At 69.1% G+C, this 15,408-nt stretch carries 13 protein-coding genes; 4 read left to right on the forward strand and 9 right to left on the reverse strand.

The annotated features are described in order from the left end of the window. Positions 1–100: 100 nt before the first annotated feature. Positions 101–508: a hypothetical protein gene (locus GVY64_RS30550; protein ID WP_159849074.1), complete on the forward strand. Its 408-nt coding sequence runs from the start codon at positions 101–103 to the stop codon at positions 506–508. A gap of 83 nt (positions 509–591) precedes the next feature. Here the strand turns inward: GVY64_RS30550 and GVY64_RS30555 are convergent, their stop codons facing one another. The 3 genes from GVY64_RS30555 to GVY64_RS30565 form a co-directional block, all read right to left on the reverse strand. Continuing rightward, complete coding sequence (locus tag GVY64_RS30555; RefSeq protein ID WP_159849167.1) at positions 592–1,785, reverse strand: glycosyltransferase; 1,194 nt, start codon at positions 1,783–1,785, stop codon at positions 592–594. Between the two features lie 161 nt (positions 1,786–1,946). Further along, the gene (locus tag GVY64_RS30560) at positions 1,947–2,690 is read right to left on the reverse strand and encodes a lysophospholipid acyltransferase family protein (protein ID WP_159849077.1); all 744 of its coding nucleotides are present in this window, start codon (positions 2,688–2,690) and stop codon (positions 1,947–1,949) included. 11 nt (positions 2,691–2,701) lie between these two features. Further along, entirely contained in the window at positions 2,702–3,448 is a 747-nt protein-coding gene (locus GVY64_RS30565) for a lysophospholipid acyltransferase family protein (RefSeq protein ID WP_159849080.1), read from the reverse strand. Positions 3,449–3,569: 121 nt separating this feature from the next. Here GVY64_RS30565 and GVY64_RS30570 point away from each other — a divergent pair, with 121 nt between their 5' ends. Further along, positions 3,570–4,490, forward strand: coding sequence for a hypothetical protein (locus GVY64_RS30570; protein ID WP_236567380.1), 921 nt, complete (start codon positions 3,570–3,572; stop codon positions 4,488–4,490). Between the two features lie 42 nt (positions 4,491–4,532). Then, positions 4,533–6,071 carry a Rieske 2Fe-2S domain-containing protein gene (locus GVY64_RS30575; RefSeq protein ID WP_159849083.1) on the forward strand — a complete coding sequence of 513 codons (1,539 nt, stop codon included), beginning with the start codon at positions 4,533–4,535 and terminating at the stop codon, positions 6,069–6,071. Positions 6,072–6,122: 51 nt separating this feature from the next. Here the strand turns inward: GVY64_RS30575 and GVY64_RS30580 are convergent, their stop codons facing one another. The 6 genes from GVY64_RS30580 to serS form a co-directional block, all read right to left on the reverse strand. Continuing rightward, complete coding sequence (locus GVY64_RS30580; protein ID WP_159849085.1) at positions 6,123–6,464, reverse strand: BP74-related protein; 342 nt, start codon at positions 6,462–6,464, stop codon at positions 6,123–6,125. Between the two features lie 164 nt (positions 6,465–6,628). After that, positions 6,629–7,654 carry a TlpA family protein disulfide reductase gene (locus GVY64_RS30585; RefSeq protein ID WP_159849088.1) on the reverse strand — a complete coding sequence of 342 codons (1,026 nt, stop codon included), beginning with the start codon at positions 7,652–7,654 and terminating at the stop codon, positions 6,629–6,631. 54 nt (positions 7,655–7,708) lie between these two features. Further along, the gene (locus tag GVY64_RS30590) at positions 7,709–8,650 is read right to left on the reverse strand and encodes a DMT family transporter (protein ID WP_159849091.1); all 942 of its coding nucleotides are present in this window, start codon (positions 8,648–8,650) and stop codon (positions 7,709–7,711) included. Positions 8,651–8,734: 84 nt separating this feature from the next. Beyond that, positions 8,735–10,243, reverse strand: a complete 1,509-nt coding sequence (locus GVY64_RS30595; RefSeq protein ID WP_442939650.1) for an MFS transporter — start codon at positions 10,241–10,243, stop codon at positions 8,735–8,737. Positions 10,244–10,387: 144 nt separating this feature from the next. After that, positions 10,388–12,175 carry a putative bifunctional diguanylate cyclase/phosphodiesterase gene (locus tag GVY64_RS30600; RefSeq protein ID WP_236567382.1) on the reverse strand — a complete coding sequence of 596 codons (1,788 nt, stop codon included), beginning with the start codon at positions 12,173–12,175 and terminating at the stop codon, positions 10,388–10,390. A 175-nt stretch (positions 12,176–12,350) separates the two neighbouring features. Then, positions 12,351–13,613: a serine--tRNA ligase gene (gene serS, locus GVY64_RS30605; RefSeq protein ID WP_159849094.1), complete on the reverse strand. Its 1,263-nt coding sequence runs from the start codon at positions 13,611–13,613 to the stop codon at positions 12,351–12,353. Between the two features lie 92 nt (positions 13,614–13,705). Here serS and GVY64_RS30610 point away from each other — a divergent pair, with 92 nt between their 5' ends. Next, positions 13,706–15,406: an aldehyde dehydrogenase family protein gene (locus GVY64_RS30610; protein ID WP_159849097.1), complete on the forward strand. Its 1,701-nt coding sequence runs from the start codon at positions 13,706–13,708 to the stop codon at positions 15,404–15,406. Positions 15,407–15,408: the final 2 nt, after the last annotated feature.

Here is a 15,408-nt window from a genome sequence, read left to right on the forward strand (position 1 = left end):
ATCGGCCTGGGCGACCTCGTTCGCCCACCAGCCCCCGGCAATCCGAGACTCCTCTAACAGATCACATTTCCGCACAACCCATTCCGAAGGAGACACCACCATGTCCATCACCCTGACCGACCAGGACAAGGCCACCATCCGGACCGCCGCGTACGGCGCTGTCTCGCTGCTGGCCGCCGCTGACGCGACCGGCTCACCGCACAAGGCCGCCACCCACGGCTCCATCGCCCTGTCGTCGGCGACCGGCCTTGTCGGGCACGTGCTCGCCGCGAAGTCCAAGGACATCACCCTGAACGGCAAGAACGTCGCCGAACTCGCCGACCATGTGCTGCCTGCCCTCACCGAGGCCATGAACGTGCTGCAGAAGCAGGATCCGGCCGAGGCCGACAACTTCCGCAGCACCGTCCTCGTCGCCGTCGACGCGGCCATCGGAAGCCGCAAAGGCGCGCCCAGCCCCGTCCTGGCCGACATGACCCGCAAGATCACCGCTGCGCTCGACGCCGCCTGATCGGGTGCCGGCCGGCACCGCCACAGCCTGTCACGGGGTCCGCACCGGACCTCGTGACACGGCAGGGGTGCAGCGGCGTCGGCTCAGCCGATCGCGTCGAGCAGTAGTTTCGCCGCGACCGTCGCTCCGTCCGCACGGATCATGCCGGCCACTTCGTTCGCGCGCGCTCGGGTGGTAGACGCCAACGCCATATCCAGAGCGGCGGACAATGCCGCCGAGCTGGGATCCGCGTCCGCACATGCCGCGCCGATGCCGAGAGCGGCCACCCGGCCCGCCCAGTACGACTGGTCCATCATCTGGGGTACCACCACTTGAGGCGCACCGGCTCGGGCGGCGGCCGTTGTCGTGCCCGCACCACCGTGGTGGATGACGGCGGCGACCCGGGTGAACAGCGCCTGATGGTTGACCTCATCGATGGCCATGCAGTCGGGGAGGTCGTCGATCAGCGCCAACTCGGCCCAGCCAGGAGAGAGAAGCACACGGTGGCTGTGGGCGCGGACCGCTTCGATCGCCACCCGGGCGATGCTGGGGCGCATCGGCATACTGCCGAACCCGACGTACACCGGTGGTGCGCCCGCGTCCAAGAACGCCGACAACCCGGCAGGCAACGGGCGTTCGTCGGGCACGAGCCACGCACCGGTCTGCACGACATCCAGACCCGGCACTTGCGACCACGGCCCCAGCACCGGGTCCGCGGCCAGCCATGGGTTCCCGGTGATGACGTGATCGCGGACGTCGGCCACCGGCGGCAGCCCGAGCGCAGCCCGGCCCGTGTCGAGCGCATGGCCGAACTGTGCGTTCCAGCCGTGGGCGTCGATTTCCCACAGCAGTTGATTGTCGATCCCGTCCGGTGCGGGCCGATCGCCCGGCAGCGGCATCGGCGGATGATGCGGCGAGGGCAGCGTGGTCGGCTGGTAGCTCACGTATCGGTAGTGGACGCCGAGCCTCTCGGCGACCGACCTGGCCGCAACCTGTGTCACGCCGGAGGCCACTACCGCGTCACATCCCGCGGCCGCTGTGGTGATCGTGTCGAATTGGATCGCCGGCCAATCGGTTACGTACTGCGACAGCTCGGCGCGCGACGGTCTTCCGGCTCCCGAACCGGTCTTCAGCGGTCCCAGCGGCACAAGCGGCATGCCGAGGTCGGCACATCGCGGCGCGCAGTCCGGTGGCGCGCATACTCGCACGCCGGCTCCGAATTCCCGCAACCACAGCGCGAGCCCCAACATCGGCTCGACGTCCCCCCGCGACCCGCTTGCCGTCAACAGCACTCGCACGTCTTCACCGACTTCCGGTGGCTGGATCCGAGCCTGCCCACCCGGTTCGAACGAGCTCATCGATTGCGCTCATACCGGCCATCATCGAGCCGAAGCACCTACGGCGACGCCACAGTCGTTCCCACACAGGGGAACCGCCCTGTGCCGCAATTCGACGGGGTTCACCGCGCCTTCGCGCGCCGCCGCCTCTCCATCTCCTCCCGTTCCAGCACAGCCGCCTCCGCGAGGGTCGGGGCGGTCCCGCCGAGCCGGGCGGGCACCCAACGGGCGCCTTCCACCATCGGATAGTCGCGTTGCGCGCGTTCGAGCAGCTCGCTCATCCGAGTGCGCAGGGTGGCGGTGAGTTTCTCGGCCGGTTCGTCGGGTGGGATCGGCGCGCCGATGCGGATATTGATCGGAAAACGATGGCGGCCGAGCTGTTTCGGGATGTCCTTGGTCCAGATCCGGTGCGCGCCCCAGATGATCATGGGGACGATCGGGACATCGGCTTCCACAGCCATCCGCGCCGCGCCGGATTTGAATTCCTTCAGTTCGAAGCTGCGGCTGATCGTCGCCTCGGGATAGACCACCACCACCTCACCCTCGCGCAGCGCCGTCACCGCGCGGGCATACGATTCGGCCCCGGCCGTGCGATCCACACCGATCGCCTTGCAATGCTTCATGAGAAAGCCGATGATGCCGTGCTCGAGCTCGGCCTTCATCATGTACCGGACATTGCGCCCGGACTTCCGCCCGACCAACCCGACCTCCATGAAATCCAGGTAGGCCGTGTGGTTCACGGCGAGCACCGCGCCTCCGGAACGCGGAAAACGCTCTTGCCCTCGGATATCGATGCGCAAGCCCTGCGCGAAGAAAATGGCGCGGGCCAAGCCGGTGAGGATGTCGTAAACCGGTTCCCGCGCCATCACAGCTCCCGTTACCCCGCCGCGTTCTTCCGCGCGGCCTTGGCCTCCGCTTCGGCGGCATCCATCGCGTCCGCCTCTTCCAGGGTAGGAGCGCTGCCGCCCAGCCGCGCCGGAACCCAGTACGCGCCGGGCTCGTGCACGTAGTCCTTCTGCAGGTCCAGCAGCATTTCCTGCATGGTCGAACGCAGCTTGGCGGTGAGCTCGGCGGCGGGCTCGAACGGCTGGATCGGCTCGCCGACCGCGATCGAGATGGGCGTGTTGGTGCGACCGAGCCGCTTCGGGAAACCCTTCGTCCAGACCCGCTGCGCGCCCCAGATGACGATCGGGATGATCGGCACCTCCGCCTCGATGGCCATGCGCGCCGCGCCGGACTTGAATTCCTTGATCTCGAAACTGCGGCTGATCGTCGCCTCCGGGTACACGCCGACCAGCTCGCCGCGCCGCAGATACTCCACCGCCGCTTTGTAGGAGTCCGCCCCCGCGGAACGGTCCACCGGGATGTGCTTGAGCGCCCGCATGATCGGGCCGGAGATCTTGTCATCGAAGACCTCCTTCTTGGCCATGAACCGGATGTAGCGCTTCGGAGTACGCACCGGCAGGCCCGCATAGGTGAAGTCCATGTACCCCGTGTGGTTCACCGCCAGGACGGCGCCACCTCGGGCGGGGATGTGTTCATCGCCCTTGACGGTGAACTTCAGACCTTCGATGAAGAAGACGGTACGGGCGAGGCCGATGATCGTCCGGTAGACGGGTTCCACAAGTCCGCTAGCGTAGTCGCTGCTCGTCCCCACCGGCAGTGCGCCGCCACCGCGCGCCGCGACGCGACGAGGACGCACGAGCAGCCCCGACCGCACGCCTTGAGAGAAGAGGATCGTCGAAGTGGAACGCGCCCGATCGGTACCGCGCGAGTACGACCCCGGTGCAGCACACGAGCGGAACCGGGCTTCGAGCGGGCGAGCGGCCCGCGCTGCGCTGACCGGCGGAGTCCTGATCGCGGCGTTCGCCCTGACCGGTTGCGACTCCGTCGTCGGCATCCCGGAGGAGAGCGCCCCGCAGGCGGCGGGACGCACGACGCCACCGGCCGCCATCCCCGCCGCGCCGCCGCCGAGCACCTCGACGTTACCGCCGGTCCCCACCGACGCGCCGCCGGTCGGCGCGGTCGCCGGACTGCCCGCCGCCGCCCCCGTGTTGCAGCGCTGGGCCGCCGACCTGCGCTCGCACACCCTCGCCGAGATGCAGGACAAGTGCTGGACCGTCGCGCCGAAGAACGTGGCCGACATGTACGCCGACCAGCAGGCCGTCCTCACCGCCTTGGCCCAGCCCGGCACGGCGACCGAGGACGCCGTGGTGTGGAAGGGCGCCGACGCCACGGTCGCCGTCCGGCGCGCCGAGCTCGCGACCGGCTACGCCTGCCCGCGCGTCGCCACGGCGGGCTCGGAGATCGCCTACGACGACGCCGACGCCCGCCACACCGTGCGCCGGTACCTGTCCCGGTTCGTCGGCACTCCGCTCGACCCCGCCGACAAAGAAGGCGACTACCCTCTGATCTGTAAGGCGTCCCCGGCGACCTGGGACCCCAAGGGCACCGGGCGTCCGAGTTCCGCGCCGCTGGCGACCAACCAGGGCGTGCTCACCGGGGCCACCGAGTTCGCCGACCAGCAGATCCGGTCGGAGCAGGTGAACACCGACTACATCGCTGTGCTCGTGCCGGTGACCAACTCCTCCGGTGTGACGCAGACCCGCACCTTCACCTTGCGCTCCGGGCCGGACGGCTACTGCATCGGCGACATCTCGCCGTAACTACTACCCTGGTTGGCTGGTAAACAGCAGGAGGAGCAGCTAGTGCAGATCACCAGCGTCGGACACGCCGGATTCCACATCCGCACCGCGGCCGGGTCGATCCTTTGCGATCCCTGGGTGAACCCCGCGTATTTCGGTTCGTGGTTCCCGTTCCCCGACAACACCCGGCTGGACTGGGACGAGCTGGGCGCGTGCGACTTCCTGTACGTCTCGCATCTGCACCGCGACCACTTCGACGCGAAGACGCTGACCGAGCACGTGAACAAGGACGCCACCGTCCTGCTGCCCGACTATCCCGTGCCGGATCTGCGCCGCGAGCTCGAGCAGCTGGGCTTCCACAAGTTCTTCGAGACCGAGGACTCGGTCAAGCACACGGTGACCGGCCCCGGCGGGGACCTGGACGTCATGATCATCGCGCTGCGCGCCCCGGCCGACGGCCCGATCGGCGACTCCGGGCTGGTCGTCTCCGACGGCGAGACCACCTGCTTCAACATGAACGACGCCCGGCCGGTCGACATGGACGTGCTGCACGACGCGTTCGGCCACGTCGACATCCACCTGCTGCAGTACTCGGGCGCGATCTGGTACCCGATGGTCTACGACATCCCGGCGCGCACCAAGTCGAATTTCGGCAAGCAGAAGCGTCAGCGCGGCATGGACCGCGCGCGCAGCTACATCGAGCAGGTCGGCGCGACCTGGGTGGTGCCGTCGGCGGGCCCGCCGGTGTTCCTGGACGACGAATTGCGCTACCTCAACGACGACCGCGGCGACGAGGGCAACATCTTCCCGGACCAGAAGGTGTTCCTGGAGCAGATGGAGATCCACGGCAACACCGGCGGCATCCTGATGATCCCCGGCTCGGTCGCCGACGTGCGCGGCGCCGAGCTGACGCTGACCCATCCCAGCGACCCGGCCGAGATCTACGACGACAAGGCCGAGTACATCGAGCGGATGGCCCAGCGCCTCGCGCCGGTGCTGGAAGCCGAGAAGGCCACCTGGGAGCGCGGCGACGGCTCCCTGCTGGAACCGCTGCAGAAGCTGTTCGAGCCGATCATGGCGCAGAGCGACGTGATCTGCGACGGCATCGGCTACCCGGTCGGTTTGGTGATCGGGGAGGAAACCATCGTGCTGGACTTCCCCAAGCGCACGGTGCGCGAGCCGATCGAGGGCGAGGGCCGCTACCGCTACGGCTTCCGCATCGCGCCGGAGCTGGTGCGCACGGTGCTGCGCGACCGGGAGCCGGACTGGGTGAACACCATCTTCCTGTCCACCCGCTTCCAGGCCTGGCGCATCGGCGGATACAACGAGTTCCTCTACACGTTCTTCAAGTGCCTCACCGACGAGCGGATCGCCTACGCCGACGGCTGGTTCGCCGAGGCGCACGACGATTCCGCCTCCACCGAACTCAGCGGCTGGGAGGTGCAGCGCCGCTGCCCGCACTTGAAGGCGGACCTGTCGAAGTTCGGTGTGGTCGAGGGCAACACGCTCACCTGCAACCTGCACGGCTGGCAGTGGGACCTGGAGTCGGGGCGGTGCAAGACGTCCAAGGGGCACGAACTGCGCTCGCGCAAGCTGGACTGACCCGAGACTTCCGGCCGGCGATTCCGCCGGCCGGAAGCATTTGCCAGGAGATTACCTGTCCGCAACCTCGCGGGTCATCTTCGACGACCACGGACACCAGAAGCAGCCCGGCAAGAACGCGCCGCACGCTTCGTCCAAGTGATCCTCGACGTACATGATGCTGGCGTCACAGACCTCGATCGCCATGGTGAAGAAGGTGATGGTGTCCGGGTCCAGATGGAAGCTCCAGCCGGGGTTGTACGGAGCCGGAACCTTCCTGATCCGCCCCATGACGTGTACCGACATCTGCTCGTCACCCGACAGGATGCGGCGGGCTTCGGCGATCCGCTGTTCGTTGGTCAGCTGGATGATGAATTCTTTGCCGGAGTAGTCGGTGAATGCGAAGAGCGCCATGTCTTTCCCCTCTGTCGATGGGCCTGGTCGATGGATGGCGAATTCCGCACCGGTGCGACTCGATCCTATCGGCGCATCGCCAGAAATTAGCTAGAAATTAGCCAACCGGTGGATAACCGAACCTCAGTCGGTGTCGACGGCAGGAAAAGAGGTACGCCCCGAAACTAACGGGCCGCGCCGGCCGGGATCCTGTCGCGCGCGGGCTCGCGCGACGCCGGGCGCACCGTGCCGATCAACTCGCGGATCGCGATTCCGCCCCTGGCCACCGGCGCCGCGACGCGCCCGTCGGGATCGATCAGCACGGCGGAAGGCGTACCGCGCACCCGGTACCGCAAGGCGGCCTCGTTGCCCTGCTGCACGAGCGAGGGGATGTCGCCCAACCCGTTCTCGATTCCCCAAGCGGCTTGCTCGGCGGCATCGCCGTTGCCGACCGCCACGATCGCCAGGGCGTCACCGGTTCGCGCGCGCCAGCGGGGCAATTCACGGGCCAGTGCCGCACACAGCTCGCACCCCGGGTGCACGAAGACCAGCAACACCGATTTCGCCTCGCCCAGCAGATCCTCGAGGGTGGTCTTCGCTCCATCAGGGCCGAGCAGTTCGAACTCCGGCGCTACCGCGCCGACCGGCAGGCCCTCCGCGCCCAACGTGGACAGCGCCTGCTCGTCCACCCGGCGACGCAGGACCCGAAGCTGTCCCGCGAGCCTGACCAAAACCGCGGCAAGCACCGCGACCACGGCACAGCCGATCGCGTCATCGGCGGGGAGGTCCATCGGCACCCGCGGATGGGTCTGCGCGCCTATGCCGACCAGCACGGCGAGCACTGCGAAAAGACCGTTGCGGACGAAGATCTTCGGCCCGATCGGCGTGGCGCTCGCGGCGCCGAAGCAGGAACAGGAAGGGTGCTCGCCCCGCCGCAGCAAGCGGGCGATCACCGCCGTGAACACGGCGAGCAGCACCAGCACCGCCACCGCGGCCACGCCGGAAAGCCAGGGAATCAGCACCCCCACCGCGATGATCGTCTCCGCGATGGACAACACCCAGGCCACCGCGGGCACCCAGCGCAGCGGCACCCCGAAATCCCCCACCGCCTGCCGCGTCGCGCTTCGATCCGCCAGCTTGCCCCACGCCGACAACCCGAACACGACAGCCAGACCCAGCCGCGAAACCCACACCCCGTATTCGATCAGCATGAGCGCACCATTCCACACTTATGCGGATTACGTATGAATGCGCGGCGAGTGTCCTCAGGACTGCGACCGAGCGGCGATGGCGACCGCGACCAGAGTCAGCGCACAGCCGACGACCGCGGTGATCGACAGTCCCGCGCTGGTCGGGGCTAGTACGTCCAGGATCAGCGAGGCCAGCAACTGCCCGGCCACCGAGGTGAGCCCGAGCAGCAGGACGCCGATCCAGCGGACCGTGAGCGCGGCGAGGGCGATGAAGGCGACGCCGATGAATCCGCCGAGATACAGCCACGGCTCGGCCGGAAATTCGGCGGGGCCGCCGGACGACAGGATGACCAGTGCCTCGATGACAAGCAGGGCGGCAAGGCCCACGCCGAAATTCACCAGGGCCGCCGTCAGCGCTCCGCCGACGGCGCCCACCTTGCCGTTCACCGCCTGCTGCCAGGCCAGGCCGATGCCTGCCAGTGCGGGGAGCACGATCAGCAGCACGGTCGGCGTGCCGCGCAGCGCGTCGGGAACGGAGAGACCACCGGCGGCGTGGGTGTGCCCGACTCCAGCGATCAGCACGGCGACCACGCCGAGCGCCGCCCCGGCCAAGCGCACCGCGGTGACCGGTGTGCGTCCGCTCGGGCCGAGGCCGAGCCGGTCGACCGCCAGGCTGCTGAGCAACTGCCCGGCGACGGTCGCCACCGTGAACGCGGTGACGCCGATGGCGGCGACGGTGAGCCCCTGGCACGCGACGAAGAACGCCCCGCACAGACCGCCGAGCAACTGCCAGGGCCGGAGCACGCCTTCTGGCAACGCCCGCCGCACTCGCCGCCCGCCCTCCCGCAACCGCCCACTGACCGCGAACGCCACCGCGAGCACAACCAGCCCCACCCCGAAACTGATCGTCGCCGCGGCGACCCCGTCCGCCAGCCGCGCCCCCAGCGCACCGTTGATCCGCCCCTGCACCGCCACGCCGGCACCGATCCCGAACCCGAAAACCAGCCCCAACCGCACTCCCGCACGCTACCCAACCGTCGCGGGCGGCACATGGTCGCGGCATTTTCCCGAGAAGGGCTCTCCAGGGTGTGCCACTCGCGATCAGTCTGCGCGGGATGGGAGCCAGCGGGGGGCGAGGGTGGCGATGGCGAGGAGGGACGCGCCCAGGAGGGCCAGGAGGGTGGAGATGGAGGCGTGGAGGGCGACCAGTGCGGCGAAGCCGAAGACCGCCAGGGCGATCACCTCGCCGAGAAGTCCGGAGACCGAGGTCACGGTGGCCCGCGCGGGGCCACCGATGGCGTCCTGGAGGCGGGCGGCCGCGACGATCCCCGCGTTGTAGACGATGCCGTAGGAGACGCCGATCGAACCGAAACCGAGGCCGGTGAGCAGGTAGACCGCGTCCGGCCGGCCGGTCGCGAGACCGGCGATCAACGCACCGGCGAGAAACAGCACGCCTGCGGCGCCCACCGCGATCGACATCGTCCGGCCCGACATCCGCTCGGTGCGGCCCGCCAGTACCGAACCGGTGAGCGAACCGAGCACGGTGAGACCCACCAGCAGCGGCACCACGGCTGTCGAGACACCCGATTCCTCCGCGAGCAGGGCGAAATACTCGTCGAACGCCGTGATCCCGAACAGCAGCGCCTCCAGCAGTACGCCGTAGCGCACGACCGGGACGCGAACCGCTTCGCTCACACCGGCCTTCAACATGGCGAGGTAGCGGGCGAACGGGCGGGGATGTGGCGCGATCTGTTCGACCCCGGTTCGCTCGGGCATGCGATCCACAGAAGCCTCCCCGGCAACGTGGGCACGGGCAGCGGCGAAATCAGCGGTAGGCGGTGCCCCGACGGCGCGCGGCATCCGACCGCCGTCGTCGTGATCGCTCGTGAGCGCCGGATCGTCCGGCCATATCCCGTCCCACCCGTTGGATACCGCCACGGAACCACGCCCGTCCGCCGCCGCGCCGGGAGCCCACGCCCCGACCGGGCCGGAGTTACCCACGTCATCGGCCGACATCGACACGCGCGCGGGAAAAACCGGCTCCTCCTCTTCCAGGTCGTCCACGCTCACCGCGGACACCGCCTTAGGCGCGGTGGGCAGCGACAGCGCGATCAGCGTGTGCACGGCCGCGACCGCGACGCTGACCCAGCCGACCAGGGCGTAACCGCCGTAGAGATACAGGGGGGTCGCGGCGACGATCGCGATGACGACGGCGACTTCCGCGCCGGCACGGGTGTAACCGAGGATGCGCGGATAGGCCGACGATTCACCCCGGGCGGCGAGGTCGTCGTACAACAGCGCCTCGAAGGTGCCGGAGGCCAGCGCCCCCGAGGTTCCCCACAGCACGAATCCGGCGGCGAAACCCGCGAACGAGGGCGCGGCCGTCCACAGCGCGAAGCCTGCCGTCAGCAACGCACCGCTGAGGAGGAGCAGCCCGCGCCGCGAGACCGTGTCGGCCCAAGCACCGGAGGGCACCTCGAGCAGGAACGACGTCACCGACCAGATCGCGAACAGCAGAGAGATCTGCCCGGTGCTCATGCCGTGGTCGGCGAACAGCAGGGCGTAGAGCGCGTACAGCGGAATCAGTTCACCGATGCTCTTGAAGAGCACCGCCCGAACCGTCAGCGAGCGCAGGCCGATGGTACGTGTGTCACCCGCCCGGATGGGGCGCAGCGATTCGGCGAATCAATAGGCGTAGACGAGCAACCGCATGTCGATCAGCATGCGCACCGACAGCGCGAGCGGTCAAGCGAATTACGGCAGCGGCACCCAGCCGTTGGCGGCCACCGAGTCACCGTCGCCCAATTCCCCGTCGGCGACGCCGGATCCGATCCGGCCCTTGTTCTCGTTGAGGTCGCTGATCAGCTCCGAGACCGGATGCGAGTCGCTGTAGTGGTAACCCTGCGCCAGCGCGAAGCCGAGTTCGGTGAGCACGGCGGCTTGGTACTCGGTCTCCACGCCCTCGGCGATGACCTGCAGGTCCAGCGCGTTGGACAAGGCGGCGATCACGCCGAGCAAAGGCGGCGCGGGCGAGTCGGAGCGGATCGCGGCGACGAAGGACTGATCGACCTTGAGGATGTCGCTGGGCAGGGTGGCGAGTCGGCTGAGCGAGGAGTAACCGGTGCCGAAATCGTCGATGGCGATGCGCACGCCCCGGTCGCGCAGGAGATGCAGATTCTCGATCGCGGTCTGCGATTCGGCGGCCAGCTCGCTCTCGGTCACCTCGAGCACCAGCTGATCGGCGGGCCATCCGGTAGAGGCCAGGATCCCCGCCACCCGGTCGGCGTAGCCGGTCTCGGCCAGTTCCAGCCCGCTGACGTTCACGTTCAGCGTCAGATCCAGCTGCGCGAAGGTTTCCTGCAAGCGCGCGGCGTCGGCGCAGGCCCTGCGCAGCACCAGCTCGTCCAGATCGGCGATGAGGTCGTACTCCTCGGCGACGCGGATCAAGCCCTCGGTGGTGACGTCCGGCTGCGCGCTGGACGACCAGCGCAGCAGCGCCTCCACGCCGACCGCCTTGCCCCCGCCTTCGGTCAGGCTGACGATCGGCTGGTAGTGCACGTCCAGTGCGCCGCGGTCGATCGCCTCGCGCAGCTCCACCGCCAGCGGCAGCTGCCGGGAAGACTCCAGCACCGTCCGGTTGCGCCCGGCCTGCTTGGCCCGGTACAGACCGACGTCTGCGCGGCTGACCAGCAGCGACCCGGATTCGCCCGGCTGCCAGGAGGTCACCCCGGCCGAACAGCCGGTGGTCACCGCCGCGCGCAGCTGTTCGGTGAGCAGGATCGCGGCCTGTTCGGTGGTGTTCGGCAGCAGCAAGGCGAACGCGTCGCCGCCGTAGCGGGCCAGGCGCTGCTCGGGAGTCAGCAGTTTCGACCAGGTGTCGGCCACCCGCTGCAAGACGGCGTCCCCGGCGCGGTGCCCGAGATGGTCGTTGATCTTCTGGAAGCGGTCGAGGTCGACGAGCACCAGCGCGAGGCCGTGCCCGGACCGGGTGGCCTGCTGGATCGCGGTGTTCAATGCCCGGTCGAAACCGCGCCGATTGAGCAGACCGGTGAGCACGTCGATGTCGGCTTCGGACGCCATTCTGGTCAGGATCCCGACGACCACGCCGACGCCGAAGGTCACCCCGGCCGGGATCAAGCCGGACCACCACGGCAGCCCGGGACTCACCGGCCGCGCGGGCAGCACCCATAGGCACAGCGCCAAGGCGAAGGCGATATGGGCGGCGGCCTGCGACCAAGCGAAGAACAGCGCCGCATCGCAGGCGATGAACACGTAGAACGCCGCGAGACTGATCGCGCCCACGGTGTTGGGGAACGAGTGCACCGCGATCGTCACCAGCACCGTCGCGATCGCGACGTAGACATGGTGGATCGAATGCGGCAGTCGCGGCCCCCAGGCGAGCAGCGTCAGGCCGAGCACCAGCGCTATCGCTGCCGCCCCGCCTACCAGCGGGCGATTACCCTCCTCACCAGGGGCGATGGCGGTGATCAGCAGACCGAGCACCCCGCCCATGACGTAGAACGCCCCGGTGGTCCGAGCCATGACCATAGCCGTCGCCAGCGCAGACGCGGCCCGCACCCGGGTTCGGGTATCGCCGCGAGACCCGATTCCTCGCACGACGAATAGCCTAGACACAAGGAATCCCGCCGGTTGCCACATCCCGGGAATCCGGCATGGCGAACCAGTAGCTATTCATCTGAATGTCATTCGCGCGTTGTCAGTTGGCTGGTCGCAGCACGTCCGTGCCGACGAAGGGCACCAGGGCGGACGGAACCCGGACCGACCCGTCGGCTTGCTGATGGTTCTCCAAGATGGCCACGATCCAGCGGGTGGTCGCGAGCGTGCCGTTCAATGTGGCGGCGATCTGCGGCCTTCCGTTCTCGTCCCGATAGCGGACGGCCAGCCGCCGCGCCTGGTAGGTGGTGCAGTTGGACGTCGAGGTGAGCTCCCGGTACGTCCGCTGTGTCGGCACCCACGCCTCGCAGTCGAACTTGCGCGCGGCGGAGCTGCCGAGATCACCGGCCGCGACATCGATCACCCGGTAGGGCACCTCGATCGCCGCGAGCATCTCCTGTTCCCACGCGAGCAGGCGCTGGTGTTCGGCGTCGGCCTGGTCGGGTGTGGTGAAGACGAACATCTCCACCTTGTCGAACTGATGCACCCGGATGATGCCGCGGGTGTCCTTGCCGTAGCTGCCCGCCTCCCGTCGGAAACACGACGACCAGCCCGCATACCGCTTGGGGCCGCCGCTCAGGTCCAGGATCTCGTCCGAGTGGTAACCCGCCAGCGGCACCTCCGAGGTGCCGACCAGGTAGAGGTCGTCGTCGGCGAGGTGGTAGACCTCGGCCGAGTGCTGGCCGAGGAACCCTGTGCCCGCCATGACCTCGGGGCGCACCAGCACCGGCGGGATCATCATGGTGAAGCCGTTGGCCACGGCCTTCTGCGCGGCCAACTGCAGCAACCCCAGCTGCAGCAGCGCGCCGTAGCCGGTCAGGAAGTAGAACCGGGCGCCGGAGACCTTCGCGCCGCGCTCCATGTCGATCAGGCCGAGCGACTCGCCGAGTTCCAGGTGGTCCTTCGGCTCGAAGTCGAACTCGGTCGGCGTGCCGATGGTCTGCAGCACGACGTAATCGTCCTCGCCGCCCGCGGGCGCGCCCTCTTGCACCACGTTCGAGATGGCGCGGTGCGCGGCGTCCAGATCCGAGTCGGCGGCGTGCTGCGCGGCTTCGGCCTCTTTGACCTTGACCGACATCTCCGAGGCCTGCGCCAGCAGCGCGGACCGCTCCTCCTTGCTCACCTTGCCGATCAGCTTGCCCATCGCCTTGTGCTCGGCGCGCAGGTTGTCCGCGGTGGCCACCGCGGCACGCCGCGCCGCGTCCGCCTCGAGCAGCGCGTCGACGAGGGCGGGGTCTTCGCCGCGGGCGCGCTGCGAGGCGCGGACCGCGTCGGGGTCGTCCCGCAGGAATCGGAGGTCGATCATGGGCCATCAGCCTAGTAGTCGATGTGTTGCCGTTTCACGCCGATATCCCAGGATGCGGTCCATACCCGCCGGATCGCGCGCATAGTGGGCTTGTGGGCACGCTTTTCGACGAGACAGCCATCGACAACGCGCTGGCCGACCTCACCGCCGGCGAGAAAACGTGGGCCGCGACCTCGCTGCGCCGACGCCGTGAGCTGCTCGACGAGATCCACGCCCGGACCGGCCGCTTCGCCGAGGACTGGGTGCGGGCCGCGTGCGTCGTCAAGGACCTCGACGCGCACTCCCCGCTGGTCGGCGAGGAATGGATGTCGGGACCACTCGCCCTGCTGCAAGCTACGGACGCGCTGTCGGTCACCCTCGACGCACTGGAGTCCGGGCGCAGCCCGCTAACCGGCGTCACGCTGCGGGAGGCGCCGGGCGGGCGGGTCGCCGTGCCGATCTTTCCATTCGGCGTCTACGACCGGCTGCTGCTCAACGGCTTCCGCGGGGAGGTGTGGCTGCGGCCAGGCGTAGACGCCGACACCGCACGCAGGCGAGCCGGACTGGCGCAGCTGGATCCCACCGCGACCGGGGGAATCGGCGCCGTGCTCGGCGCGGGCAACATCACCTCCATTCCCCCGTTGGACGCGCTGTACGAGCTGTACGCGCACAACCGGGTAGTGGCGCTGAAGCTCAATCCCATCACCGACCCGCTGTTCACCGTGTTCGAGATGGTGTTCGAACCGCTGCTGGAACTCGGCGTGCTGCGGATCCTCACCGGCGGCGCGGAGCAGGGCGGCTATCTGGTGCGTCATCCCGACGTCGCGCACGTGCACATGACCGGCAGCGCCAACACCCACGACGCCATCGTGTGGGGTCCCGGGGCGGAGGGCTCGCAGCGCAAGCAGGACAGCCGTCCCCTGCTGGACAAGCCGATCACCAGCGAGTTGGGCGGCGTCTCGCCGACCATCGTGGCGCCCGGCGACTGGTCCGACGCCGATCTGCGCTACCAGGCCGAGCACGTGGCCACCCAGCGGCTGCACAACGGCGGTTACAACTGCGTGGCCGCGCAGACGGTGGTGATCGCCTCCGAGTGGGACCGCAAGGACCAGTTCCTCGCCGAACTGCGCCTGGCCATGGAGCGAGCGCCGCAGCGCACGGCGTACTACCCGGGCAGCGACGCCCGTGTCGCCGACGCGCTGGCCTCGTATCCGGAGGCCGAGCGACTCGGCGCGGGACGGCTGCTGGTCGACGGACTGCCGCGGACCGGCACGCCCCTGCTGCGCACGGAGTACTTCTCCCCCGTGCTCGGCGTGGTGGAGCTGCCCTACGCGGGCGGTGATTTCCTGCAGCGCGCGGTGGACTTCGCGAATGCCGAACTCACCGGGACACTCGGCGCGAACGTGATCGCCCCTCCCACGACCATCCGCAGGCTCGGCGTCGCCTTCGACCGCGCGATCGAGCGGCTGCGCTATGGCGCGATCGCGGTGAACACCTGGACGGGGCTGGCCTTCCTCGCGCCGCGTGCGGCCTGGGGAGCCTTTCCCGGGCACACCCTCGACGACGTGCAGAGCGGAATCGGCGTAGTGCACAACGCCCTGCTGCTCGACGACGTGGAGCGCACGGTGGTGCGCGGCCCCTTCCGGCCCGCGCCGCGCTCGCTGCTGGGCGGCGAACTCGCCCTTTCCCCGAAACCGCCGTGGTTCGTCGGCAACGCCACCGCCGCGACCACCGGCCGCAAACTCACCGAGTTCTACGCCGACACCAACCCCGCCCGGCTGCCGGGCGTCTTCCTGTCGGCCCTGCGCGGCTGAAC

Source organism: Nocardia sp. CY41 (genome assembly GCF_009829325.1).
GTDB lineage: Bacteria > Actinomycetota > Actinomycetes > Mycobacteriales > Mycobacteriaceae > Nocardia.